26 protein-coding genes and 1 pseudogene are annotated in these 27,000 nt (G+C 35.6%); 17 read left to right on the forward strand and 10 right to left on the reverse strand.

What is annotated here, in order from left to right; translation table 11 throughout:
* Window positions 1-8: 8 nt before the first annotated feature.
* Window positions 9-344 carry a tRNA-binding protein gene (locus ACHRV3_RS04660; RefSeq protein WP_047775451.1) on the reverse strand — a complete coding sequence of 112 codons (336 nt, stop codon included), beginning with the start codon at window positions 342-344 and terminating at the stop codon, window positions 9-11.
* 130 nt (window positions 345-474) lie between these two features.
* On the opposite strand from ACHRV3_RS04660, the gene ACHRV3_RS04665 reads away from it, so the two are divergent.
* On the forward strand, window positions 475-1,374 hold the full coding sequence (locus tag ACHRV3_RS04665) for an alpha/beta fold hydrolase (protein WP_082210611.1): 900 nt from the start codon (window positions 475-477) through the stop codon (window positions 1,372-1,374).
* Window positions 1,375-1,433: 59 nt separating this feature from the next.
* Here ACHRV3_RS04665 and ACHRV3_RS04670 read toward each other — a convergent pair whose 3' ends face one another.
* The gene (locus tag ACHRV3_RS04670; RefSeq protein WP_395433489.1) at window positions 1,434-2,162 is read right to left on the reverse strand and encodes a hypothetical protein; all 729 of its coding nucleotides are present in this window, start codon (window positions 2,160-2,162) and stop codon (window positions 1,434-1,436) included.
* Window positions 2,163-2,410: 248 nt separating this feature from the next.
* Here ACHRV3_RS04670 and ACHRV3_RS04675 point away from each other — a divergent pair, with 248 nt between their 5' ends.
* Together ACHRV3_RS04675 and ACHRV3_RS04680 are read left to right on the forward strand one after the other, a co-directional pair.
* Window positions 2,411-2,965, forward strand: coding sequence for a thioredoxin family protein (locus tag ACHRV3_RS04675; RefSeq protein ID WP_230005157.1), 555 nt, complete (start codon window positions 2,411-2,413; stop codon window positions 2,963-2,965).
* Window positions 2,966-3,342: 377 nt separating this feature from the next.
* Window positions 3,343-3,723 (forward strand): GreA/GreB family elongation factor, encoded by a 381-nt coding sequence (locus ACHRV3_RS04680; protein ID WP_395433490.1) that lies wholly within the window; start codon window positions 3,343-3,345, stop codon window positions 3,721-3,723.
* Between the two features lie 92 nt (window positions 3,724-3,815).
* Here the strand turns inward: ACHRV3_RS04680 and ACHRV3_RS04685 are convergent, their stop codons facing one another.
* From ACHRV3_RS04685 to ACHRV3_RS04720, 8 genes and pseudogenes are all read right to left on the reverse strand, one after another.
* A complete protein-coding gene (locus ACHRV3_RS04685; RefSeq protein ID WP_230004988.1) occupies window positions 3,816-4,133 on the reverse strand; it encodes a cytochrome c in 318 nt (105 codons plus the stop codon).
* Window positions 4,134-4,233: 100 nt separating this feature from the next.
* On the reverse strand, window positions 4,234-5,166 hold the full coding sequence (locus ACHRV3_RS04690; protein WP_047775443.1) for a peptidylprolyl isomerase: 933 nt from the start codon (window positions 5,164-5,166) through the stop codon (window positions 4,234-4,236).
* A 61-nt stretch (window positions 5,167-5,227) separates the two neighbouring features.
* Window positions 5,228-6,394: an MFS transporter gene (locus ACHRV3_RS04695; protein WP_395433491.1), complete on the reverse strand. Its 1,167-nt coding sequence runs from the start codon at window positions 6,392-6,394 to the stop codon at window positions 5,228-5,230.
* 363 nt (window positions 6,395-6,757) lie between these two features.
* Complete coding sequence (locus ACHRV3_RS04700) at window positions 6,758-7,108, reverse strand: cupin domain-containing protein (RefSeq protein ID WP_230004986.1); 351 nt, start codon at window positions 7,106-7,108, stop codon at window positions 6,758-6,760.
* A gap of 13 nt (window positions 7,109-7,121) precedes the next feature.
* Window positions 7,122-7,664: an NADPH-dependent FMN reductase gene (locus ACHRV3_RS04705; RefSeq protein WP_395433492.1), complete on the reverse strand. Its 543-nt coding sequence runs from the start codon at window positions 7,662-7,664 to the stop codon at window positions 7,122-7,124.
* 8 nt (window positions 7,665-7,672) lie between these two features.
* Window positions 7,673-8,371, reverse strand: a complete 699-nt coding sequence (locus ACHRV3_RS04710; RefSeq protein ID WP_230004984.1) for an aspartate/glutamate racemase family protein — start codon at window positions 8,369-8,371, stop codon at window positions 7,673-7,675.
* 38 nt (window positions 8,372-8,409) lie between these two features.
* Complete coding sequence (locus ACHRV3_RS04715; protein WP_395433493.1) at window positions 8,410-9,279, reverse strand: archaemetzincin; 870 nt, start codon at window positions 9,277-9,279, stop codon at window positions 8,410-8,412.
* A 170-nt stretch (window positions 9,280-9,449) separates the two neighbouring features.
* Window positions 9,450-9,752 (reverse strand): annotated as a pseudogene (locus ACHRV3_RS04720) (nuclear transport factor 2 family protein); the annotation flags it as partial.
* 357 nt (window positions 9,753-10,109) lie between these two features.
* Between ACHRV3_RS04720 and trmD the strand changes: the two are divergent.
* The 14 genes from trmD to ACHRV3_RS04790 all read left to right on the forward strand — a co-directional run bounded on the left by trmD (window position 10,110) and on the right by ACHRV3_RS04790 (window position 26,998).
* Window positions 10,110-10,790, forward strand: a complete 681-nt coding sequence (gene trmD / locus ACHRV3_RS04725) for a tRNA (guanosine(37)-N1)-methyltransferase TrmD (protein WP_230004981.1) — start codon at window positions 10,110-10,112, stop codon at window positions 10,788-10,790.
* Between the two features lie 244 nt (window positions 10,791-11,034).
* Window positions 11,035-11,406 carry a hypothetical protein gene (locus tag ACHRV3_RS04730; protein ID WP_395433494.1) on the forward strand — a complete coding sequence of 124 codons (372 nt, stop codon included), beginning with the start codon at window positions 11,035-11,037 and terminating at the stop codon, window positions 11,404-11,406.
* Between the two features lie 250 nt (window positions 11,407-11,656).
* Window positions 11,657-12,007, forward strand: coding sequence for a 50S ribosomal protein L19 (gene rplS, locus ACHRV3_RS04735; protein WP_047775758.1), 351 nt, complete (start codon window positions 11,657-11,659; stop codon window positions 12,005-12,007).
* A gap of 277 nt (window positions 12,008-12,284) precedes the next feature.
* The gene (locus tag ACHRV3_RS04740) at window positions 12,285-14,510 is read left to right on the forward strand and encodes an NADP-dependent isocitrate dehydrogenase (RefSeq protein ID WP_395433495.1); all 2,226 of its coding nucleotides are present in this window, start codon (window positions 12,285-12,287) and stop codon (window positions 14,508-14,510) included.
* Window positions 14,511-14,642: 132 nt separating this feature from the next.
* A complete protein-coding gene (locus tag ACHRV3_RS04745; protein WP_395433496.1) occupies window positions 14,643-17,024 on the forward strand; it encodes a carboxypeptidase-like regulatory domain-containing protein in 2,382 nt (793 codons plus the stop codon).
* Window positions 17,025-17,061: 37 nt separating this feature from the next.
* Complete coding sequence (locus ACHRV3_RS04750) at window positions 17,062-17,883, forward strand: DUF4249 domain-containing protein (protein ID WP_230004977.1); 822 nt, start codon at window positions 17,062-17,064, stop codon at window positions 17,881-17,883.
* A gap of 11 nt (window positions 17,884-17,894) precedes the next feature.
* Window positions 17,895-18,377: a GyrI-like domain-containing protein gene (locus ACHRV3_RS04755; RefSeq protein ID WP_047775426.1), complete on the forward strand. Its 483-nt coding sequence runs from the start codon at window positions 17,895-17,897 to the stop codon at window positions 18,375-18,377.
* A gap of 5 nt (window positions 18,378-18,382) precedes the next feature.
* Window positions 18,383-18,835, forward strand: a complete 453-nt coding sequence (locus tag ACHRV3_RS04760; RefSeq protein ID WP_395433497.1) for a DinB family protein — start codon at window positions 18,383-18,385, stop codon at window positions 18,833-18,835.
* A 101-nt stretch (window positions 18,836-18,936) separates the two neighbouring features.
* On the forward strand, window positions 18,937-19,395 hold the full coding sequence (locus ACHRV3_RS04765; RefSeq protein WP_395433498.1) for a RidA family protein: 459 nt from the start codon (window positions 18,937-18,939) through the stop codon (window positions 19,393-19,395).
* Between the two features lie 65 nt (window positions 19,396-19,460).
* A complete protein-coding gene (locus ACHRV3_RS04770; protein ID WP_395433499.1) occupies window positions 19,461-20,123 on the forward strand; it encodes a thiamine diphosphokinase in 663 nt (220 codons plus the stop codon).
* Between the two features lie 518 nt (window positions 20,124-20,641).
* Entirely contained in the window at window positions 20,642-21,592 is a 951-nt protein-coding gene (rlmF, locus tag ACHRV3_RS04775; RefSeq protein WP_230004973.1) for a 23S rRNA (adenine(1618)-N(6))-methyltransferase RlmF, read from the forward strand.
* 182 nt (window positions 21,593-21,774) lie between these two features.
* Entirely contained in the window at window positions 21,775-22,464 is a 690-nt protein-coding gene (locus tag ACHRV3_RS04780; RefSeq protein ID WP_395433501.1) for a DUF3800 domain-containing protein, read from the forward strand.
* Between the two features lie 101 nt (window positions 22,465-22,565).
* Window positions 22,566-23,528, forward strand: a complete 963-nt coding sequence (locus ACHRV3_RS04785) for an alpha/beta fold hydrolase (RefSeq protein ID WP_395433502.1) — start codon at window positions 22,566-22,568, stop codon at window positions 23,526-23,528.
* A 350-nt stretch (window positions 23,529-23,878) separates the two neighbouring features.
* Window positions 23,879-26,998 (forward strand): TonB-dependent receptor domain-containing protein, encoded by a 3,120-nt coding sequence (locus tag ACHRV3_RS04790; RefSeq protein WP_395433503.1) that lies wholly within the window; start codon window positions 23,879-23,881, stop codon window positions 26,996-26,998.
* The last annotated feature ends 2 nt before the right edge of the window (window positions 26,999-27,000 follow it).

Below are 27,000 nucleotides of genomic sequence, written 5' to 3' on the forward strand. Positions count from 1 at the left end.
ACTAAAAACTAACCAATCCGCAAGCCATTTTCGATTTTAAAATCAGGAGCCAGTAAGATCACATCACCCTCATCACCTACAGCACCAAGAACCAGGCATTCACTATTGAACTTCCCTATTTGTTTTTTAGGAAAATTAACGACGGCTACAATCTGTCTGTTAAGCAACTCTTCTTTTGTATATCGTTTGGTAATTTGTGCAGATGATTTTCTGAGGCCAATTTCCGCACCAAAATCAATTGTAAGCTGATAGGCCGGTTTTCGGGCTTCGGGAAAATCATTTACACCGATTATGGTTCCTACTCGCATATCGGTTCTTTCAAATTCACTCCAGGTTAAATCCATTTTTATATCGTCTTTATTTACAAACCTAAAAATTTTGTAATTATTGCCAGCAATTCTATAACTTTTTTTTGCACTTCATTTTTAATTTTACTAATCAAATTAGTATTGCCAACATTAAAAAATACGAAAAATGGAAAATAGTTTTATAAATACCTTCACTTCTTTTAGAGATACTGATCCTGATCTTGATGTAAAAGCACGAAACACTGATAAATACATACAAACTGCTCAAAACGTAAAACTATATGTAAGGGACTATGGCAAAGGGAAACCGGTCATTTTAATTCATGGCTGGCCACTGTCTAATGAGATGTGGGAATACCAAATTGATTTTTTGGTTCAGAACAATTTCAGAGTAATTGCTTATGACCGACGTGGATTTGGAAAATCTTCACAACCTTGGGATGGCTACGATTTTGACACTTTAACAGATGACCTCAACGAAATAATCGAACAACTTCAATTGGGCGATTTTACACTGATTGGTTTTTCTATGGGCGGCGGAGAAGTCGTACGTTACTTTAGCCGACATGACGGAAGAGGCGCTACTAAAGCGGTTCTAATCTCCTCAATTATCCCTTTTCTGTCAAAAACGGAAGATAATCCTGATGGGCGTCCAAAAGAGAAAGCCGATGCCACTGCTGCTGCTATCAAGGAAGACCGAATTGGTTTTCTGGATAATTTCGGAAAGACATTTTTTGGCGTAAATGTGATCAACAAACCGGTAAGCAATGCTTTATTAGAATACTACCGTATGCTTTGCTCCTTTGCCTCGCCACGAGCCACTTTGAAATGTGCCGAATCGCTTACGAATACCGATTTTAGGAGTGAGTTAGATACTATAAAAGTTCCAACACTACTCATTCATGGAACAGATGATAAAACCGTACCGATTGACCTAACATCAAAAAAAGCAGCGGAATCAATAGCAAACAGCACTTTCGTTACCTATGAAGGCGCACCACACGGATTGTTTTATACCGAAAGACAAAAACTAAACAATGATTTACTGAATTTCTTAAATTCGTAAACCAACCCCAGAATATCCAAAAAGCTCTTTCATAGGACTCTTTGGATATTTTATTTCTTTTAATCTTTTAAATTATATTCTGCATTAATTTCGGCTACAACTTTCTCTGACTTACTAATACACAAATCGTAGACCTCTACTACTGAAGGATCTTCAAGGAAAAAGCAAATATTTCGACCTTCACTTCTATGGGTTAAAATAGCACTTATATTAGAAACCGAATCGGATGATTTTTTAAAGTTCTTGATATAATAATTAAAAAACATATCTTTTTTGCCCAAGTAGACACCTGATACTGTTTGCAATATTTTATATTGTTCCTGATATAAATCCATAATATCATTTTGCAGGATCAAGTTATCAATATCACCCATCTTTCCGGATGATTTAAATCCTTCAAATCTCCCATCATTTGGCAAAAGCAAAATCTTCAAAAAAATTGATCCTTGGTACTTTTTTAACGAATCGACATTCACATCCTGATTTGGTTTTACATTTGCCAAATAATGAAATGCTGCCCTTTCTTTCAAACTGCCTTCTTTATCCTCTTTCATTTCTGATATGTCCTTTTTTAAATCAACCTTTAGCCCTAATAAAAATTGTTTAACTTCCATCTCTTTATGATGCAATATACTTTTTTCATGAAACCAAATAGAGAGCATAACAGCAAAAACAATTATTAAGATTTCAACAACTATTTTCTTCAATTTCTCCCATAAACTATATTTTTTACTATTCCAGCTGCTATAAGCATTACTTAAGTGTTTTATTGTTTCTAATTCCTGCATTTTAAATCCTTTACTATCTTACTATTATCTCTATGTACTTTATTTCTTTAGTACCACAATTCAAATTTAAGTAAAAATCTTACTTTATTAAAATAAAATCAAGTAATTTGTAATCAAATATATGTTAAAAATAAAATTAACGATTTTACCAAAAGCAGAAGCTTTGTGCGATACTTCCTTAATATTGGATTCTCTATTTTTTTAAACAGAATTTTAGCCTTATTTTTGAATAATCAATTCTCTATAAAATGGCACGAACTTCTTCCAATATGATTCCGCTTGGAACAGCAGCTCCAAACTTCAATCTAAAAGATACAAATTCAAATAATACGTATTCTTTTGACGAATTAAAGGGAACAAAAGGCACTTTGGTTATATTTATGTGTAATCATTGCCCATTTGTACTGCATGTTATTCCCGAAATTATCATGATCGCAAATGATTATCGTGTTCAGGGAATTGGAGTAATTGCGATTTCCAGCAATGATATTGAAAAATACCCGCAGGATGCTCCGGAACTCATGACGGAATTTGCTTTTCAACACAAAATAGATTTCCCCTATTTATTCGACGAAACGCAGGAAGTTGCAAAAGCTTTTGATGCTGCCTGTACTCCCGATTTTTATCTGTTTGATGCCAGCGACCGTTTGTTTTATCGTGGGCAATTAGACGATTCAAGACCTAATAACGGAATTCCACTAAGCGGGAGCGACTTACGAAGTGCTATAGATGCGTTAATCTATAACCGAACTTTAAAAGATTTGCAGAAACCAAGTATTGGTTGTAACATCAAATGGAAATAACCGTCCTGACTTTTCAAAAAGTTTAAGTATCTTTACGAATTCACCCAAACGATCACTCATGGCGAGTATTATAGTATCAACCATTTTTATACTACTGTTTTCTTTCAGGAGAAAACCGCTTGCCGTTGCATTTATTTCACAGAGTAAGGCCTTTATTAATTAGGCCTCCGTCTACTTCAATTTCTTCTTTCAGGCGGAGGATTTACCTCTTTTTTTAATTTGTTTTATTTGAAAGAAGCTTTCTTCTGTCAAATAATCCTGTTTCAACCAACATCCCATTTACATTCATTTACTTCTAGTCACAATCTGTATATTTTGTACATGTTGAGAACCGGAACCATTACTTTTTTTTCAAATAAATAAACAATAATAACACTATGAAACCAACCCCTGTTTTCAGCTCCACAGATTATCAATTACTTCGAGAATTGATTTTAAAAAGTAAAAATGCTATTAATGCAAAAGAAATCGGTCAGCTTTCTCATGAACTAGACCGTGCGATTATCAGTAAAGACGGCACTCCTAATCCTTTAGTGATCCGAATCAATTCATTTGTCACTATTGAAGATGTAAAAGCCAAGAAGCAAATGAAAATTCAAATTGTACTACCTTCATTGGCAGATGTAAAAGCGGGGAAAATTTCTATCTTGGCTCCTTTAAGTGTAGCCATAATCGGATTTAAAGAAAACGATGAAGTCGATTGGGAGTTACCTGCCGGAATAAAATCTTTAAAAATAATTGCAGTGAGCAATACTTAATCTTTTAAACACCTCTTTTATGCAGGTGTTTTTTTATGTCTTGTAGGAATAAAAAAAAAGCATCCCGATTACAGCATGCTTTTTTAAGTCGTTTACAATTGTGAATTAATATAATTCGTAATAGAAGCCATTTGAGTACCGTCTAAATGCGCTTTTTTCCCCATTCTCACTAAGATTGGAGTCCATTCTTCCTGTGTAAATTTTTTAGGTTCGTACAATTTATGGCATTTTGCACAATTGTTTGAATACAAGTTTTGACCTTCCGCCAACTCAGGTGTCAATGTTACCCCTTTAGCAGTTTCAGTTGGTGGTACGGCTGGCTCAGTCGCAGCAACCGGAGCTGACTTTTGAGTACCGCAAGAAGCCAAAAATAAGGCCAACGCGGCAAAGGTTAAAAATGTTGATTTCATTAGCTTTGTTTTTTAAGTAAATATAAAAAAATCCCATTCGTAAATGAATGGGATTTATTATTTAGACAGTATTTAAATTAGAACAAAGCGGTCTAATTTCTTATTTTACTTCCATTAATTCAACGTCAAAAATCAAAGTTGCGTTTGCCGGAATAACTCCTCCTGCACCTGCAGATCCGTATGCTAAATGAGAAGGAATAACAAAACGAGCTTTGTCTCCAACTTGTAATAAAGCAATACCTTCATCCCAACCTTCGATAACCTGACCTTGACCTAATCTGAATTCGATTGGTTTTTTACGTGGGTAAGAAGAATCAAAAACTTTTCCTGTTTCTAAAGAACCTTCGTAATGTACCGCAACTGTTTTACCAGCTTCAGCTCTTTTACCATCTCCTTTTTGAATCATTTTGTAACGTAACCCACTTTCTGTTTTATCAAAACCAGCAGCAAGTTCTTCCATTTTAGCTTCAGCAGCCGCTTTTTCATTTGCTTCACGTTTAGCACGAGAACCTTCAAAAGTTCTGAAAGCTTCAATAGCATTCCATTTTTGAGCTTCTTCTCCAACTCTCACGATTTCTAAAGTTTCAAGAGCATCTCCCTGAGCAATTGCATCAACGATATCTTGTCCTTCAATTACGTGACCAAAAACAGTATGTTTTCCGTCTAACCAAGAAGTTGGAACGTGAGTGATGTAAAATTGAGATCCGTTTGTTCCTGCTCCTGCATTAGCCATAGCCAAAACTCCTGGACGATCGTGTTTCAAACTTGGGTGAAATTCATCATCAAATTTGTAACCAGGACCACCTGTTCCAGTTCCCTGAGGACAACCTCCCTGAACCATGAAATCAGGAATTACACGGTGAAATGATAATCCATCGTAATATTTATTCCCTTGTGGTTTGATTTTATTTTCTAAATTTCCTTCTGCCAATCCTACGAAGTTACCAACTGTACCTGGCGTTAAATCGTGAGTCAATTTTACTAAAATTGAACCTTTGCTAGTATTGAATTTAGCGTATATTCCGTTTTCCATTGTTATTATTTTTAATTTTGATTGCAAATTTACAAATTAATTCTATATCAACTTGTGCTTTCTATTTTTTCGATTTTGATTTATAAGTAACTCCATAAACTATCAATGCCAGTAGGGCGAGAACAGCACATCCTATGGTCACAGCATGCCATCCGCCTAATTTCCACAATAACAATCCGTAAGCCGATCCTGCTGCAGTTCCCAAGAAACTAAACGACATAAATACGGTATTTAATCTGTTTCTCGCTTCAGGCAAAAGCGAATAAACACGGGTTTGATTTGAAATGTGAACGCCCTGAATTCCTATGTCAATAAAAACAATTCCGATCACAATTCCGATTACACTTTCTATTGAAAAATAGAAAACCATAAAACTAATTAACATCAACAAACAACCGTAACCCACTGCAACTCTAGGATTTCCTTTGTCTCCCATTTTACCAACCAAGGGTGCCGCCAAAGCTCCTGAAGCTCCGACAATTCCAAAAAGGCCTATTGTGGCACTATTAAAATTAAAAGGCTCACCCGAAAGCAATAACACCATTGTAGTCCAGAATGCTCCAAATTGTGCGAAACAAAACACATTGATTAGAGTAGCTTCCCGTAAAACTGGTTGTGTTTTTATCAGTGTAAACAGTGATTTAATTAATTGACCGTAAGAGCCCTCAAATTGAGGTTTATTGACCGGTAATTTCTTCTGAATGGCAAAAAATATCAAAGTACAAATTCCTGCCGCAATCCAAAACATCGATCTCCATCCAAAAAGCTGGCCAATGAATCCGCTTAATGTTCGGGAAAGCAAAATACCAAGTAGTAATCCGCTCATAATTGTTCCAACAACTTTTCCACGTTGTTCAGGAGCAGTTAAAGAAGCTGCTAAAGGCAAAATAAGCTGTGGCACTATCGAAGTGATTCCGATAAGCAATGATGCAATTTGCAGAACAAAAAAGTTCGTTGACGTCGCAGCAATAATTAAAGCAATTACCGTGGCAAAAGTGGTCATTAAAATTTGCTTTTTACGTTCGATTTTGTCCCCAAGCGGTACCATAAAAAACAGTCCGATCGCATAACCTGCCTGAGTCAGATAGGTAATGGTTCCAGCACTTGCTTCGGGAATTTTAAATTCGTTGGCTATTAAAACAATCAGGGGTTGGCAGTAATACAGGTTTGCAACTATCAGTCCGGTGCAAGCTGCCATGAATAAGACATTCGTTTTAGATAAATTCATTTTGCAAAAATACTATTCTAATTTCAACCTAAACTTTAAAAAAATTATAATTTTTTAGGTACTTTTTTCTTGAAGGGCAAAGGTTCGGAGGTACAAAGGTTCAGCGTTTCTTTGAATCTTTTTTTCAAACCTTTATCCCCTTGTATTTTTTTAAAAGCTCAATCTCTATGTCAGGCTGAGCGGAGTCGAAGCCCTTTTTACCTAACCAGCCTTCGACTACGCTCAGGGTGACAATAGTTCATAAAAGAACGTTTAATTGATATTTACAAGGCGTTTTTAACGAGACAAACAGAGAAGTCGAAGCGTCACAAAGTTTTTTTCACTTTTCACTTTTTAAACCGCTGTACCTTTGCGCCTTTAAACCTAAAACTTCATAAAATCTTCCCGCATTGGGCTAAAAACATCGGTTAAAAGTCCGCTTTCTAAACAAACAACACCGTGAATGGCATGAGGAGGAATATAAAAACTGTCTCCTTCTTTTAAAGTCTGTGTGACACCATTAATTGTAACATCAAATTTACCGCTTGCAATATAGGTAACCTGCGAATGATAGTGTTCGTGCAAAACGCCAATTCCACCTTTTTCAAAATGCACATTCACCAACATGACTTTATCATCGTAGGCCAGAATTTTACGCTTGATACCTTCCCCTACTACTTCCCACTCTATTTCATCGCCTTTTATAAACATTTTACTCGATCCGAAACTTTGCATATTTGTTTTATTTTTAATTGAATTGTTTCATTTGTTTTTCAAAATTCCTGATGAATTTAAAAAGGTTGAGCAACGTTTTTTCATCCGAAATATTTCCGTCAGAATCCAATTTACCTCTTATTCCCTGTATCAAAAGTTGAGTTTCCTCATTAAATTTAGCTTCAATGGTTTTCATTATTAACTCTAATTGCTCATGGCCTTTTTCTCCGGACGCAGAAGCCGTGATCAAACCTACCTTTTTATTTGAAAACACCGTAGTAGAAACACACCATTCTAAGGCATTTTTCAAACTTCCGGGCAAACTAAATACATATTCGGGGGTACAAATTATGACCCCACTTGCAGTCTCAATTTTATTTCTGAAAGCCTGTACTTCTTCGGGTGGGTTTTCGGTATCCAGATCCGGATTAAAATGAGGAATACTTTCTATGTCTTCGAATATTTCTACCGTAAAATCACTGCTTATGTTTTCCGAAATGAATTTCAGAATTTTAAAGTTACTCGAGTTCTTTCTCGTACTTCCTGAAATAGCCATTATGATTTTCTGCTCCCCCATTGCCTTTATTATTCTGCTGAAACAGCAAATTCTACCGCCGCTTCCGAATGAATTTTTGTTGTGTCAAAAACCGGAACCGGGACGTCTTCCTGACTAATCAGCATGGGGATTTCGGTACAACCCAAAATTATTCCCTCTGCTCCGTTTTCAATTAATTTTTCAATAATTGAGAGATAGGCTCTCTTGGTTTGTTCTTTTATTATTCCTCGTCCTAATTCTTCTTTTAAGGTTTGCTGCACAAAATCTCTTTCTTCCTGAAGAAAAGGAACAATGGCTTCTATGTTATTTTCTGCCAGTTTTTTGAAGTAAAAATCCATTTCCATAGTGAATTTCGTTCCCAACAAACCGACTTTTTTTAATCCTTGTTTTTTTATTGCATTTGCTGTGGCGGTCACTACATGTACAAATGGCAAATTAATCTCCTGCTCCAGTCTGTCTGAAACCGCATGAGCCGTATTGGCACACAAAACAATGGCATCGGCACCACTTTTTTCGAGGTTTTTGCAGGCATTTAAAAGCAAATCAAAAGTAGCATCCCAATTTCCGTTGGTGTTATTTCTTTGAAAATCATCAAAATTGACCGAGTAAATAATGCATTCGGCGAAATTAAGTCCACCTAACTTTTCGTTGATGCCTTCGTTGATAAATCGGTAATAATCAATTGTCGAAATCCAACTGATTCCGCCTACAAGTCCTATTTTTTTCATAGTTGTATTTTTCAATTCTAAAGGTTTTATTTTGGTTATTAAAATCGAGTACTCGCTAGATCGCGTTTCATTAACTGCAATTCACGCATCAAATTATTTCGCTCAAAATAAGCTGCGAGTTCATTCAATCTTTTTTTGTTATCGTATTTTAAACCGGAATTTATTTTTTTCTGACAGTTTGAGCACAATCGGATAGAATGTTCATCTGTCTCCGGTATACTATTTGTTCCATTCATCACGCAATTGGCCTCAATACAATGGGCTAATCCAAACATGTGCCCGAGTTCGTGTGAACTTACTTTCAACAATCGCGATAAACACAAATTGAAATTGGCTTCTGTTAATTTTTCATCTTGTAATCTATAAATGGAACTTACTCCTATTTTCTGTGTGTACGACGCTAATCCAAAAACGTAATTCCAACTAGGGGAAGGAAACAAATCCAGTTCTGTCAATCCCATTACAGCAATTCGGTTTAAAGGTTTATCCTTTTTTAAAACACTGTCTAAAATATAACCTGCCAACAGCTGCTCCTGCTCTTCTCTTCCGATTCTTCTGGCATGATCAGGAATAATATTATTTGAAGCGGTTTCCAAAATTTTGGTGTCCAATTGAAAATAGATTTGCAGATACTCCCTCGTCAATTCAATTTGTTTGGTTTGCAAAGCCGTAAAACTGCCAATTGGTTTTAGATAAATAATATTCGCCTCTTTGGTCGGAATAATATGTTTTGATTTCATGAATTTTTCAAAACTCTGCCCTTTTTCGTCACGATCATACAACCAGTCTCCGGGCGCAGGTGGAGCAAGCGCAACATCATTCTCTTTTATATCTTTAAAATAGGCATTTTCTTTATTTGAATTACAGGAATAAAAAAGTACAATAACTAAAAGAAAAAGTTTTCTCATATAGGCTGTGGCGTAAGGTTAAAGGATTGGAAATAGATTTACGGTTTATTTTTTTATAGCATTAAAGAAATAAAATAATTTTAAATTGACTGTTACCTGGCTGTTATGAATCATAAAAGCGCTTCCGAAATTCTATTCCGGGTCTTGGAATTCAAAAAGTAAATCTAGCTTTATTTATCAGAATTTGAATCATCAAAGTTGTCAAAATAGGTAAAATCCTGTGTTATTTTTCCTTTATCGATTGTAAAAATCTTGCAGATTGGTAGTTTGAATTTTGTGCTATCAGCAGCAGTACCTGTTGAGACAAGTTCTACAATTATATGTTGTTCATCTGAGGGATAAATTTTGACAATTTCACTATGCAAATCAGCAAACAGGGTATTTAGCTTATTGTATTTAGTAATGGTTTGTCTCCGGGTTTGAATGGTCATCTCGGGTCCAAATGACGGATCCTTAAAATCTGCTATTGGCGAATACAGCGTTGCCAGTTCGTTCCATTGGTGGTTATTGTAATATTCGAAATATTGTTTTACTATTTTTTCCTTCTTTGACGGATCCAAATTGGGTGTTTTTACCTGATCCTTGCAGGAGTACACTATAAAAATCATACTGAAAAGCAGCGCTACATTTTTCATACTAAAAGGATTATTTTAAGTCCGACCAACTTCTTCCTATTTAAATTAAAAATACTAAAAAACATCCGATAAATCTTTATGTCATTAAATGTTTGGCTATTTTATTTCAACCATAAATCTTCAATTTTTAAATCTTTAAAATTTCGCTACTTTTTACTTTGTATCTTTGCCGCACAGAACTATTGAAGAAAAGAAATGCGAATTGATATTATAACGATTTTGCCGGAATTATTAAGAAGTCCGTTTGAGGCTTCCATTATGAAACGTGCTATTGACAAAGGTTTGGTCGAAGTACATTTTCATAATTTGCGTGATTATACGACAAACAAACAAAAAAGTGTCGACGATTATCCGTTTGGCGGTGGTGCCGGAATGGTGATGACGGTTCAACCTATTGATGCCTGCATCACACATTTGAAAAGCGAACGTGAATACGATGACATCATCTATATGTCTCCGGATGGTGAAACTTTAAACCAAAAAATGGCCAATACCATGTCGATGTATGAAAATATCATCATTTTATGCGGTCACTATAAAGGGGTTGATCAAAGGGTTCGCGATCATTTTATTACAAGAGAAATCTCTATTGGTGATTATGTATTATCGGGTGGAGAATTAGGAGCTTTGGTTTTATCCGATGCTTTGATCCGATTAATTCCGGGTGTTTTAAGCGACGAAACTTCTGCATTAACAGACAGTTTTCAGGACAATTTACTTTCGGGTCCGATCTATACCCGTCCCGCAGATTATAAAGGATGGAAAGTCCCGGATGTTTTAACCAGCGGACATTTTGCAAAAATTGATAAATGGCGTGAGGATATGGCGTATGAGCATACTAAGAACAGACGTCCGGATTTGTTGGAGGAGCAGTAGGTTGTAGTCTCAGTTTGCAGTCTCAATCCTAGTCTCAGTCTCAGTCTTCAGGATAAAAAATAGGAACTAAAACTAAAAAAAATACAAATGTCACGCTGAGCGAAGTCGAAGCGCTTCGCTCAGCATGACATTAAATTATTACTAAGCACCCGGGCTAAAAAACTTCAAAAATAATTACTTGTACGTTTTTAGCTTTTTTCACACATTTATAAGATTGAATTACAGCAATTTAAAAAATAAAACTATGAAAAACGCACTACTAAAACTTACTTTTTGCCTTGTGTTTCTAATCTCTTCTACGGGTTTTGCACAGGCTTTAAATAAAAAATCCTTAACCTCTGAATTAGGTAAAACAGAAGGAATTTCTTTAGATGCCAAACAGAAAAGCAGTTTTGACAAAGCCAATAATGACCTTGTTACCGGATTATTTGACATTGACAAAAAGAAACTTCCACAAGCAGACCGGGACAGTAAAATAGATGGTTTGTTTGACAAAAGAGATAAAAGCTTATCTTCTTCATTAGGAGCTGACAAATACACCGATGTGAAGAAAAAAACAGATAAAAACATCAAGCAACTGAAACGAAAAGTTAAATTAGCCAAGCTCGTTCTGTAATTATCAATCAGGAAATTTCTTTGGCCGAAACGTTTGAGAACTAGTTTACAGTTTCAGTTCTCCGTCTCAGTTCACAGAATCAAAATTAGTAATTGACAATCAGAGTCTTACTCCTGAAACACACTTAAAAATAGTGGCAATAAAAAAGTTGCAAATTAAAACTAAAGTTGTATTTTTGCAGCCGAATTAGACTAACCTCTGGCGAGATCCGTGAATGTTACTCTATAAAAAAACCATAATTAAAATTATCATGGCAGATTTAATGAAATTCGTTCAAACCGAATTAGTTGCTAAAAAAGATTTCCCTGTTTTCGGAGCTGGAGACACTATTACAGTTTTCTACGAAATTAAAGAGGGTGAAAAAACAAGAACTCAGTTTTTTAAAGGAGTTGTTATTCAAAGAAGAGGTTCTGGTAACACAGAAACTTTTACTATTCGTAAAATGTCAGGAGCTATTGGAGTTGAGCGTATCTTCCCAGTAAACTTACCAGCTTTACAAAAAATTGAAATCAACAAAAAAGGAGCTGTTCGTAGAGCTAGAATTTTCTACTTCAGACAACTTACTGGTAAAAAAGCTAAGATTAGAGATAAAAGAAGATAATCATTTATCTTTTTGTCATAAAAAATCCGTTTCATATTATTTGAAACGGGTTTTTTTTATGCCTTCTTTTCAAATTAATAAAACCGTAATTTTTTAATATCAAAACGATCAATTTGATAATTTAAAGACTTCGAAATAACAATCTGATAATTTGTTTAATTCTCCTTAAAACGCAACCGTTTTCGGAGTGTTTTTATTATATTTGCTCCGCTCATTTTGAGCCGACTATACCTTTTAATTACCATTTCGCGGTAATACGATTATAAAAAAAAAGAAAATGACACAAAATTCAAAAATTTTTTACACCTTAACTGATGAGGCGCCATTGTTGGCGACTTACTCTTTTTTACCTATTGTTCAAGCGTTTACCGCAACGGCTGGTATTGCAATTGAAACAAGAGACATTTCGTTAGCAGGCAGAATTTTATCTAATTTTCCTGAGGTTTTGACAGATGCTCAAAAAACGGTTGATGCTTTGGCTGAACTTGGTCAATTGGCAACACAACCGGAAGCCAATATTATCAAATTACCAAACGTTTCTGCTTCAGTACCGCAATTAAAAGCGGCGATTACTGAATTGCAGTCACACGGTTATAACATTCCAAATTATCCGGAAGAGCCTCAAAACGATGCTGAAAAAGAAATCAAAGCTAAGTATGCTAAAGTTTTAGGTTCTGCTGTAAATCCTGTTTTACGTGAAGGAAACTCTGACCGTAGAGCACCAAGAGCGGTAAAAAACTTCGCAAAATCAAATCCTCATTCCATGGGTGCGTGGTCTGCTGATTCTAAAACCAAAGTAGCTTCTATGCCAAATGGTGATTTCTACGGAAGCGAAAAATCACTTACTGTTACGGAAGCAAATGATGTAAAAATCGAATTCGTTGCTAAAGATGGATCAACTACAGTTCTTAAAGCCAGCACTCCATTAAAAGCAGGTGAGATTATTGACAGTTCTGTATTACACTTAAATGCTTTAAAAAGTTTTGTTGCTGAAACGATCACAGAGGCAAAAAAAGAAGGTGTTTTACTTTCTGTTCACTTAAAAGCGACAATGATGAAAGTTTCAGATCCAATTATCTTTGGCGCTATCGTTGAAGTTTATTTTGCTGATCTTTTCAAAAAATACGAAACTTTATTCAATGAATTAAACATCGACACCAGAAATGGTTTGGGTGATATTTACGCTAAAATCGCAGGAAGACCTGAGCAAGCTGAAGTAGAAGCTGCTATTGACGCTGCGATCGCTAACGGTCCTGCATTAGCAATGGTAAATTCTGATAAAGGAATTACCAACCTGCACGTTCCTTCTGACGTTATTGTTGATGCTTCTATGCCGGCAATGATTCGTACTTCAGGACAGATGTACAATAAAGAAGGAAAACAACAAGATACTATCGCTATTATTCCGGATCGTTCTTATGCCGGAATTTATACTGCAACTATTGATTTCTGTAAAAAACATGGTGCTTTTGATCCTAAAACAATGGGAAGTGTTCCTAACGTAGGTTTAATGGCTCAAAAAGCAGAAGAATACGGATCTCACGATAAAACTTTCCAAATGAAAGAAGAAGGTGTTGTTCGTGTAGTTGATAAAAACGGAACTGTTTTGATGGAACAAAGTGTTGAAGCAAATGACATTTTCAGAATGTGTCAGGCTAAAGACGCTCCAATTCAGGACTGGGTTAAACTAGCGGTAAACAGAGCTCGTTTATCTGATACTCCGGCTGTTTTCTGGTTAGACGAAAACAGAGCGCATGACAGAGAATTGATCGTAAAAGTTCAAAAATATCTTAAAGACTACAATACTGTAAACTTAGACATCCGTATTTTAAATCCGGTTGCTGCTACAGAATTTACTTTAGACAGAATCATCAAAGGATTGGATACAATCTCTGTAACAGGAAACGTTTTACGTGATTACTTAACGGACTTATTCCCAATTTTAGAATTAGGAACTTCTGCTAAAATGCTTTCTATCGTTCCGTTAATGAACGGTGGTGGATTGTTCGAAACCGGTGCAGGTGGTTCTGCTCCTAAACACGTTGAGCAATTTACAGAAGAAGGTTATTTACGTTGGGATTCATTAGGAGAGTTTTTAGCACTTGGAGCTTCATTAGAGCACTTAGGTCAGACTTTAGACAATTCTAAGGCGCTTGTTTTATCTGAAACTTTAGATCAGGCAAACGACAAATTCTTGGCAAATGATAAATCTCCGGCACGTAAAGTAGGTCAAATTGACAACCGTGGTTCTCATTTTTACCTTGCTTTCTATTGGGCACAGGCATTAGCTGCTCAAAATAAAGATGCTGAATTAAAAGCAATTTTCACTCCAATTGCAGCTCAATTTGAAGCAAACGAAGCTAAAATTGATGCAGAGTTAATCAGTGCTCAGGGGAAACCTCAAACACTGGGCGGATACTATCAGCCAACTCCTGAATTAGTAAGCAAAGCAATGCGTCCGAGCGCTACATTCAATGCAATTATTGCTGAAATAAAATCATAAGCAGTTCTTATTATATTGCTATTAAAGAAGACAACCTCAATCGGTTGTCTTTTTTTATTAACTCATATTTAACAATCGTTCGACACTATATTTTAATAAGAATTGTTAACTATGTATATCAAAACCACGACAATGATTCCAAAAAAAATTAACCTTTTTATTCTTCTTGTTCTAACGGCTCTCACTTCATTTTCTCAAGAAAAATTCACATTAAGCGGTACCATAAATGATTTTAAAAATAATGAAACCTTAATCGGGGTAAACATTTATATTCCTTCCTTAAAAATCGGAACTACAACAAATGAATACGGTTTTTATTCCTTAACCATTCCCTCCGGTAAACACGAAATCGAAATCAGTTATGTGGGGTATCAAACCATTCAAAAAACAATTGACTTAAATCAAAACACTAAAACTAATTTTTCGCTACAGGAAGGTGGTGAAGAACTTCAGGAAGTTGTAATTACAGACAACAAAGGTAAGATCAACATCAAATCGCCTGAAATGAGTACCAATAAACTCTCGATTTCAACCATCAAAAAGATGCCGGTTGTTATGGGTGAAGTCGATGTTTTGAAATCGATTTTGTTACTTCCGGGTGTTACCAATGCCGGTGAAGGTGCTTCGGGATTTAATGTCAGAGGTGGTGGAGCAGATCAGAATTTAATTTTGTTAGATGAAGCCACTATATTTAACTCTTCGCACGTATTTGGATTCTTTTCGGTTTTCAATCCCGATGCTATTAAAGATTTAAAACTATACAAAGGCGGAATTCCGGCACGATACGGCGGAAGAGCCTCCTCTGTTTTGGACATTTACCAAAAAGACGGAAGCAGCAAAGGTTTTCATATGAATGGCGGAATCGGATTAATCTCGAGCAGATTGCTGGCAGAAGGTCCACTGGTAAAAGACAAAGGTTCTTTTTTAATTGGAGGAAGAGCTTCTTACGCCCATCTGTTTTTAAAATTATCTGAAGACCAAAAAGATAATGCTGCCTATTTTTATGATTTGAATACTAAATTGAGTTATAAATTAAATGACAACAACAGCTTGTATTTATCTGGGTATTTTGGTCGCGATGTTTTTAGTATTAATAAAAGTTTCTCGAATACTTACGGAAATACAACTTTAAATCTTCGTTGGAATCATCTGTTTTCCAGTAAAATATTCTCCAATTTATCTTTAATTTACAGTGATTATTATTATGGTCTTGATTTAGATTTGGTAGGATTCAAATGGGATTCCGGAATTAAAAACTACAACATCAAGTACGATTTCAAACATTATATTTCAGATAAGTTCAAATTGAATTATGGTATAAACGGAATTTACTACGGATTCAATCCCGGAACAATCAAACCGACCGGTAACACTTCAGGGATTAATCCCGATCAATTAGACAAAAAATATGCTTTTGAACCTGCTGTTTATATCGATGCCGAAAGTCAGTTTTCAAAAAGAATTACGGTTTCTTACGGATTGCGTTACAGCTTATTTTATCGTTTGGGCGAATCTACTATTAATTATTATGACAACGACAGTCCGGTTGTTTTTGACTCTAATACGCAGATTTATAAAAAAGGAACTCCAATCTCAACGAAGTTTTATGGCAAAAATAAGGTTATTCAGAGTTACGATAATCTGGAGCCGCGATTTGCAATTTCTTATCAATTAAACGATGATGAGGCATTAAAAGCCAGTTACAACAGAATGGCACAATACCTTCAATTGATTTCGAATACCTCATCACCTACTCCGCTTGACGTCTGGATGCCTAGTGACAATTATATCAAACCTCAAATCGCCGATCAGGTTGCCTTGGGTTATTTTAGAAACATCAACAACGGAGCTTACTCGCTTGAAGTGGAAGCGTATTATAAAAAAGTTCAAAACCGTTTAGACTATATCGATGGTGCCGATCTGATTGCCAATGATGCTATTGAACAGGTCATTCTAAACGGACGCATGAGATCGTATGGTCTAGAACTAATGCTTAAAAAAAATGAGGGTAAATTTAACGGATGGATTTCTTATACCCTGTCCAAATCAGAACAACAAACACCGGGAAGAACTCCTGAAGAAACCGGAATAAACGATGGTCGCTGGTACAACTCTGTTTATGATAAAACACATAATTTAGCGATTACATCAGCTTATAATTTAAACGAAAAATGGTCTTTTGGTGCTAACTTTACTTTACAATCCGGACAGCCTGTTACCTATCCGAATGCGCAATACGAATATTTAGGAATAACGGTACCAAGCTACGGATTGAGAAATGAAAATCGTCTACCTGCTTACCATCACCTGGATATCTCGGCAACTTTGACACCAAGAAAAAACAAAGACAGAAACTGGAAGGGAGAATGGGTTTTTAGTATTTACAATCTATATAATCGCCAAAATGCGGCCTCTATTAACTTCCGTCAAAATGTAGACACCGGTGCAAACGAAGCGGTGAAAACCTCCATTTTTGGGATGGTACCGGCAGTAAGTTACAATTTCAAATTTTAAAAATTATTTTCTTCCAAAGAAAAACAAAAGATAAACCATGAAAAAAGCAAGTTATTTAATCGTATTTTTTATATCCCTTTTCTTCACAAGCTGTGAAGAAGTTGTTGATGTAGAATTGGATACTGCACCTCCAAAATTAGTAATCGAAGCTGCCATAACCTGGCAAAAAGGAACCCCCGGGAATCAACAAATTATAAAACTAACCACTACAACGGGTTATTTTCAAAACGTAATTCCAACGGTTTCGGGTGCTGTTGTGTCTATAAAAAACAGTAAAAACGAACAATTCAATTTTATAGAAAGCCCTAAAAAAGGTCAATATGTTTGTACCACTTTTAAACCTGAAATTGAGGAAAATTATACTTTGACAGTAGTTAGTGGCGGAAATACGTATACGGCGAGTGAGATTTTAAAATCAGTAGCTCCGATCACTCGACTGGAACAAAACAACGAAGGCGGTATTACCCGAAAAGATATTGAAGTAAAAGCTTTTTATACAGATCCTGGCGACGCAGAAAATTATTATCTATTTAAATACACCTATTCCAGCAAAGTAACGTCTACCTTTTATGCTTCCGAAGATAAATTTTACCAAGGAAATGAAATTTTCAGCAGCTCGGATGATGATGAGTTAAAACCCGGAGATCAAGTTGAAATTGTCCATTACGGAATCTCAAAATCGTACTATAATTATATGAATATTTTAGTGAGTATTGCCGGCAATAATAGCGGAGGCCCCTTTCAAGCTCCTCCTGCGACAGTAAAAGGAAACATCATTAATACAACCGATAAACCGAATTATCCTTTGGGTTACTTTTCTCTTACCGAAACGGATTCAAAAAAATATACTATCGAATAACACCCAGACAAATGGAAGCCAGAATTGAAATTGCAGCAGAAAAGAAACTCATCGGAAAATACATTGCCATGTCTTTCCTGGACAATAAAACCTTTCAGTTGTGGTCGTCTTTCATGCCGCATCACAAAGAAATAAAAAACAAAATTGGAACTGATTTGTATTCGTTGGAAGTTTTCCCCGTCGGTTATTTTAATGAATTTGACCCCAAAAATGATTTTGAAAAATGGGCAGCGGTTGAAGTTTCTAATTTCAGTGAAATACCGTCAGGAATGGAAGATCTCGTCATTCCTTCCGGATTATATGCTGTTTTTATTCATGAAGGAGAAAATACAAAAGCCCATAAAACCTATCATTCTATATTTGTAGAGTGGTTACCAAACTCGACTTACACGGTTGACGATCGCCCGCATTTTGCCATAATGGGAGAAAAGTACAAAAAAGACGATCCGAATTCGGAAGAAGAAATCTGGATTCCAATAAAAAATAAAATTTAGAAATCATGTCAATCAAAACACTAAAATCACTTTTTGAACGGGATCTTACTAAATTGAAACTCGAAATTGAATCGTATCAGGATGAATCTAAAATTTGGGTCATCGATAAAAACATTCTAAATTCAGGCGGAAATCTTTGTTTGCATCTTATTGGAAACATCAATCATTTTATCGGTGCGCAAATTGGCAAAACCGATTACATTAGAAATCGAGAGTTAGAATTTTCGCAAAAAGACGTACCAAGAACTGTATTGGTTCAAAAAATTGAGGACACCTTAGCTGTAGTAAATCAAACTCTTGACACGCTCGACGAAGCTGATTTAGAAACCATTTACCCGCTAATTGTTTTTGAAAAAGAAATGACAACGGACTTTTTTCTGGTTCATCTTGCGACGCATTTAGCGTATCATCTGGGGCAAATTAATTACCACAGAAGATTGCTGGATACAGCGAAATAAAAAAAAGATTTCGAAAAAAAATCTAAACCCTCAACCTATGTAAATGTTTTAAAAATTAGAATTAAGTAACCTTTGTCCTTCACAATTCTAATTTTTAAAACATGAAACATTTACTTTCAATCTTATTCTTTATTTGCGGCTTATCTGCTAAAGCACAAACTTTCAAAAATCCTGAATCCCTATTTGATCCAACACCTTATGGTTTCAGTCATGCCTCTTCCGTAAAAGCAAATGGTAACCTCGTTTACATTTCGGGGCAAAGTGGCGGTCTAGGCAAGGAACATCTTTTGAGTTCCGATTTCAGAGAGCAAGTTCAAATTGCCTTGAAAAATCTCACAACGGTTCTGGACAGTTACCATTTAAAACCTGAAAATGTCATGAAAGTGACCCTTCTGATCGTCGATCATTCTTCAGAAAAATTAAAAATATGGGAAGAAGAAATTCGCCAAACATGGAAAAACAAACCCTTTCCTGCCAGTACCCTAATTCCCGTCACCAAACTGGCAATTGACGGAATGTTAATTGAAGTAGATGCCGTTGCTTTCCAACCAATAAAATAAATTGGTACCCAGTCAAAGCCTATAACTTTCGTACATTTGCAGCACATTTCAAATCAAAACGCTAAATGTCTTCACACCATATCGTACGCGACGACCAGGAACCGGCTTTAATCATTGCTAACGGAGCAGCTTGCCATCCGGAATTATTAGGACAACTGCTCGAATGGTCTCCATTGGTTATCGTGCTGGATTCTGCCATCGAAAGAGTGATTGAATTAGGCATAAAAGTCGATGTCCTTTTAGGCGATTTTGATCGTGGTTTTGATCCTGAAATTTACAAAACCACTCAATATCCGATTGAGATTGTACACACCCCCGATCAAAACAAAACCGATTTAGAAAAAGCTTTTGACTATTTAATTGATCGAAAAATCCCTGCGGCAAATGTTGTTTGGGCTACCGGAAAACGTGCCGATCATACGATAACCAACTTAACCAATATTGTTCGCTATCGAAATTTGCTTAAAATCGTCATTCTCGACGATCATTCTAAGATATTTCTGCTTCCGAATAAATTTGAAAAATGGTATACAGCCAAAACCCCCATTTCATTAATTCCGATTGGAGTTGTAAATGGTATTTTCTCCACTAATCTGAAATATCCATTAGAAAACGATATACTTACAATTGGTTACAGAACCGGCAGCAGTAATTCTGTTGCAAAAGACGGGTTGGTTACGATTACACATTCCGACGGTGATTTATTGCTAATGGAATGTATGGATTAATTTCCTTTAAATTGCATTGCTTATGTTACTGTGCTAATTAACCGCAAGGCTCGCAAAGTTTAATTATAACATTATGACTCCTTTTTAATTTAGGCCTAATTTTTTTTGCTCGAAGATTTAGCAGATTGCGCAGATTTTTTTTATAAGAGGCAAGGATCAGCCTAATCTGCTACCCGAGCGATAGCGAACTGGCGAAGCAAATCTGCGTGCAAAAGAAAACCTTTGTGAACCTTTACTTTATTTTAATTCCAAAGTTTAGTTATAGCTTTGCGAACTCTTTACTTTTAAATAAAACAGCAATAAAAATTCTTTGCGAACCTTGCGGTTAAATTTTCTAACCACAAGCCCTGCAAAGAGAAAACAAATGGCCCGAAAAGCTTTAAAAAGTGGCTCTCTACGCCATTATAAAGAAAACCTTTTCACAAAACTGACACTATTCTGTCAAGGCTAGGACAATCCTTTTCATAAGAGCATCTTCACAAAAAAGGAATGACTATCTTTGCACCCAAATTCACAAAATGAAAGCAATAGACAATTCCGAAAAAAACAATTTACATCCTAGAAATCTGCATCGCTCCCGATACGATTTCGAACTTCTTATTACCAATTGTCCGGAATTAAAAAAGTACGTGGCCGTAAATGTTCACGGAGTAGAAACTATTGATTTCAGTGATCCAAAGGCTGTAAAAGCGCTTAATAAAGCATTATTACAAACCTACTACGACATTCAGAATTGGGACATTCCTTCTGATTATCTTTGTCCTCCAATTCCGGGACGTACCGATTACATTCACTATCTGGCTGATTTGTTAGCAGAAACAAATAACGGAATCATTCCTGAAGGAAATTCTGTTTTAGGCTTAGATATCGGAACGGGAGCAAATTGCATCTATCCGATATTAGGGAACGCTATTTACGATTGGAGTTTTGTGGGTACCGACATTGACCTAAAAGCAATTCAAAACTGCAGTAAAATTATCGAAGCCAATCCAAAACTTATTGACGCGATAAGTTTACAGCAACAAACGGAATCCAGATTTATATTCAAAAACATCGTCACACCGGAAGATCGTTTTACATTTACCATTTGCAATCCTCCTTTTCATGCTTCTGCCGAAGATGCCAATCAAAGCACCGTTAGAAAAGTTTCAAATCTAAATCCGAAAGAAAAGAAGAAAACAAATCCTGTTTTAAACTTTGGAGGTCAAAATGCAGAATTATGGTGCGATGGCGGCGAAATAGGTTTTGTCACGCAGATGATTTATGAGAGTGCCAAATATCCAATGCAGTGTTTATGGTTTACTACTTTGGTTTCTAAAAGAGACAATCTTTCCAGTATTTACAGAACTTTAAACAAGGTAAATGCCGCTGCTATAAAAACAATAGATATGGCTCAAGGCCAAAAAACAAGTCGTATTATAGCATGGACTTTTTTGACTGAGGAACAAAGGAAAAACTGGAAAATTTAAATAAAATTCTTACAAAATAACTTTTGCTTTGATTTTTATTATATCTTTGTATTCAAATAGGTAATACCTGTTCAAACGTGGCGGTGAAACATCTACCATAAATGTATTATTAATACATCGTTCACAGGGGCTATTTTTTAACAAAAATATCTAAAAGGGCTTAGGCCCTTTTTTTTATACAGATGAAAATATACATAGATGAAAGTGGTGATTTGGGATGGACTCTTGATAAACCAAATAGACATGGAGGTTCAAGTAAGTACATTACAATTACCGGAATTCTTATTTCTGCTAATGAGGAAAAATATATTTCGCGTTTCATCAATGATATTTATAAAAAATACAACTTAACACCTAACATCGAAAAAAAAGGAGCCAATTTTATCCCCGAACACTCCTCTTATATCACTTCTCAATTAACTACCAAAATAATCAACAAAAGCACTTCGTTTAAAATAATCTCGATTACCGTAAATAAAACAAACATATACGAATCACTACAAAAAGATAAAAACATATTTTACAACTATGTTCTTGGATTATTATTAAAACCCGAAATTATTCAGCATAACAATATTGAAATTATACTGGATCGGAGAACTATAAAAGTCAGTCAGGGTGAAAGTTTTCCGGATTATATAAAAACAGAAATTTGGGGACAAGGCCATAATATGAATATCACATGTGAATTTTTAGAAAGCAGCAAGAATAAAATGATTTGGCTTGCAGATTGGTACGCTAATTTTATTTGGCGAAAACATGAGGATAATGAATCCAGTTCTTATGAGCAATTAATAAATTTTCCCAAAGAACGATTTTTAGAGAAAAAACTCTTTTTTGAACTAAAACACTCAAAGCATAAAAAAGTATAATCGCAATTGTAAAACCTTATAATTATGATAGTTTAAAACAAAATTCTAATACGATAATCCATTCCTTCAGCGTAACTTTATAGGATATTGAATTTTTCATTATGCTAAAATTATCTCTACAATTTGCGTTATTATTTTTATTGATCGGCTGTGCTTCTTCCAAAAAAGTAAAATTTGATGATTATATTTTTCAAACAAAAACGGAAAAGGGTGCTTACATCAACTCCTACGACAAAGCTTTAAAACTTTGGGATGTCCCGCATACAGAAGAAAATATTCAAACTGATTTTGGAATGGCTCATATTATAGTAGCCGGACCCAAAAATGGAAAAAATTTAGTTTTGCTACACGGCATGGATGCCAGTTCTACCATGTGGTATCCAAATATAAAAGCTTTAGCAAAAACACATCGTGTCTATGCCATCGACTTTCTGATGGAACCCGGCAAATCAACTTTAACGACAAAAGCGCTTTCATCAGAAGAGATAGTGATTTGGTACAATCAGATTTTCACTTATTATAAATTAAAAAACTTCGATATTGTCGCCGCTTCACGTGGGGGCTGGACGGCAACATTATTAGCTACTCAAAAAGAAAATTCAATTGATAAAATAGTTTTACTAAGTCCTGCACAAACGTTTAAATCTATTGATAAAATGAGAAAAACGACTTCTGCCTTACTGCTTAAGCTGTTCCCAAACGAAAAAAGATTCACTAAAACACTAAACACCTTTGCTACACATCCCGAAAACATAAATCCTGCTTATAAAAGACAATTTTATCTGGCGAATAAATATGCCAAATCGAATTCAAATATGCTCAATATGCGACCTTTTTCGGATGACGAATTGAAGTCGATTCAAAATCCGGTTTTAGTTTTAATTGGAGATCATGACGTTATCAATTCTGATGAAAGTTTAAAACGTGCACAGAAATATTTAGTTAATAGCAAGACTAAAATCATCAAAGATGCCGGACATTTCTTAAGTACTGATCAGCCTAAAGTTGTAAATGAGGCTGTTACTGACTTTTTAAATGATAAAAAACCTACTTCAAATCTCTAAAAAAAAATATTTTTAGCAACATAAAATAGAAATATGTGTCAATAGTCTAAAAATCAATCGTTTTCTTATACTAAGCAAGAATTTCAATACGAAATTACATACTTTTACAAATACAGTATAAACTTTTTAGAAGTTCGCTAAATAGAGCGAAGTATACCACCTCAATCTGCTGTAGATTAAATCAGTCACGAATTAGAAAAGTGACAATTACAATATTAGGTCAGAGACTTATTGAATAAAAATTCCAAAACAAATTCAAATCCAAAAATAATTTATAGTAGTCCCATCTTCTATTTAAAATTATTTTTTTGCTTTCATATTAATTAACCAAACTAATATAAACCAAGATTATGAAAAAGAATTTATTCAAAAACCAACTGTTTTTACGACTCAAAAAAGCGTCGCTTACACCATTTGTACTCGCTATTATTTTAGCAAACAGCAACAATCTTAACGCTAGTGAGACTTCGAAAAACGGAAAAAACACCATTCTAACAAATCAAAACAAAGAGATTGATCTGGTCAGAGGAAAAGTTGTTGATGACACAGGATCATCTTTACCGGGAGTTACGGTATTGGTAGTAGGTACCAAAAAAGGAGCCGTTACAGATATTGACGGAAACTATACTATTGAGGCCAAAGTTGGTGACGTCCTACAATTTTCGTACGTAGGTTTACAAACCAAAACCGTAACAGTTGACGGACAAACTGTAAATGTTACGCTATCGGGAGGTAGTGGTGAAACGTTGGAGAATATCGTTATTATTGGATCACGTAATCCTACCCGAACTGTTACAGAATCTGCCGTTCCTATAGATGTTATTGCAATGAAAGATATTGCTACACAAGGTGCACAAACCAATCTGAATCAGATTTTGAACATGGTGGCGCCTTCCTTTACCTCCAATACCCAAACAGTAGCCGACGGAACGGATCACCTTGATCCGGCTCAATTAAGAGGTTTAGGCCCCGATCAGGTATTGGTTTTAGTAAACGGTAAAAGAAGACATACCTCCTCTTTAGTCAACATAAACGGAACACCGGGAAGAGGGTCTGTTGGAACTGATTTGAATGCAATTCCGGCTTTCGCTCTCGAAAAAATAGAAGTACTTCGAGATGGGGCTTCCGCTCAATATGGTTCAGACGCTATTGCGGGAGTAATTAACCTTAACATAAAAAAAGATACCAAAAAATTAGATGTCAATCTCTTTTCAGGAAGTAATTTTTCAAGAAATGCAAACGATCACAGAGGTGGAAATGATGGAAACCATTACCAAATGGACCTTAATTACGGAACTAATTTAGGCAAAGAAAAAAGTTTTATTAACCTGACTGGAAGCTTACAACTAAGAGATGCTACAAGCAGAGCTGATGATGCCGCAGGTACGATCTACAATGCTTATAATGCGATTGAACAAAGAGCTTCTGAAGACGGAATAAACATAAATTCTATGTTTGGAAATATTACCAATACCCCAAATTCTGCTCAGATTATAAATTTAATAAAAGGTTATGCTCCAGAGGTAAGTTATTTTACTCCAACACAACAAACTGCTATCACTAATGCGACAACAATTTCGCAATTGCAAACGGCATTAAATTTTGATGCCACAGACGGAGAGCTGGCTTACCGAAAGCTTGAGAGAAAAAACTTTAACATGAGAGTAGGCCAATCTGCATTTAAAAGTGTTCAGTTCTTTTTGAATGCTGCTTACCCTATTAATGATAAATTGGAAGTTTATGTTTTTGGAGGAACCAGTTACAGAGAAGGAGAATCTGCCGGTTTTTTCAGAAGACCGAATCAGTCCAGATCGTACACAGGCTTATACTTAAATGGTTTCTTACCCGAAATTCATTCTACCATTAATGATATTTCTGCCGCGACGGGACTTAGAGGTACCATTTTTAAAGATTGGCATTTTGATTTGAGTAACACCTACGGTCGAAATGCTTTTGATTATAATATAGAAAATACGGTAAATGCTACACTAAGAGAAGGCTCTCCTACTGAATTTGATGCGGGAGGCTTACGTTTTGCTCAAAACACGACAAACTTTGATATGAGTAAAAAAATCAATACCCTAAACGTCGCTTTTGGTGCCGAGTATCGCTACGAACTGTACGGTATCAATGCCGGAGTTCCTGATTCTTATAGTCAATACGATATTAATGGAAACGTAGTAACCGGTACGACACCTGCTAACATAAGAGTTACCGATTTCTATGGCGCAGCCAGACCTGGTGGAGCGCAGGTTTTTCCTGGATACAGAGCAGAAAATGCAAAAGACGAAAAAAGAAACAGTGTTGCTGTTTATACCGATTTAGAGCTAGATGTAACCGAAAAATGGTTGTTGAACGGAGCTGTTCGTTTTGAAAATTATTCCGATTTTGGAAACACTACTAATTTTAAAATCGCAACCCGTTATAAACTTACAGACAACATCAATTTACGTGGTGCTTTCTCAACAGGATTTAGAGCTCCATCTTTACATCAGATTTATTACGAATCGACTGCAACGCAATTTACAGGTGGAGTTCCTTTTGAAGTAGGAACTTTTAGCAACGATTCCAGAATAGCACAATTACTTGGAATTCCGAAACTAAAACAAGAAGAGTCAACCAGTGTAAGTGCCGGATTTACTGCCAAAATTCCATCAGCCAACATTACAATAACGGCAGATGCTTACTATATAAAAATTGATGACAGGGTGGTACTTACCGATCAATTTACCCCAACACCTCTCACCCAATCTTTGTACGATACAGCAGGTGCGAATGCGGCAACTTTTTTTGCCAATGCAATTGACACCGAATCCAAAGGAATTGATGTAGTAATTACCAACAAACTAAATTTAAATGAAAATCTAACTTTAAAAAATGATTTATCAGGTACTTTTTCAAAAACACGCAAAGTAGGAAACATCAATGCATCACCAATACTAGAAGCTGCAGGACAGGTAAATACTTATTTTTCAGAGTCTTCAAGAGTTTATTTGGAAGAAGCAGTACCAAGAGTAAAAGTAAACTTGACGAACAGTCTAACCTACAAAAAATTCGATTTCTTTTTAAGAAACGTGTATTTTGGAGAAGTAACAGATCCAAACGTTGCTGATGTAAACGGTGATGGCTTGGTAGGTGCCACTATCGTAAATGGTAAAGCAGTAGAAAACGAACACCCGGTTTGGGGAGGAAGAGTGATTACTGATATGTCAGTAGGTTTTAAAATTAGTCCTATTACTAAAATTATAATTGGTGCAAACAATGTTTTTGATATTTATCCGGACAAAAACCTGGGCCCACAAACGGCAAGAAGAGCTAGTGGTGTTGATGCAAATGGAAATGTAACCTATGCAGCAGCTCCGACTTCTATCGATTTATCCAATCAAAATCAATTTGTGTATTCCAGAAATGTATCGCAGTTTGGTCAAAACGGACGCTTTGTTTTTGCAAGATTAAGCTTTAGTTTCTAAAT

This window comes from Flavobacterium sp. FlaQc-49 (genome assembly GCF_044005985.1).
Taxonomy (GTDB): domain Bacteria; phylum Bacteroidota; class Bacteroidia; order Flavobacteriales; family Flavobacteriaceae; genus Flavobacterium; species Flavobacterium cupriresistens.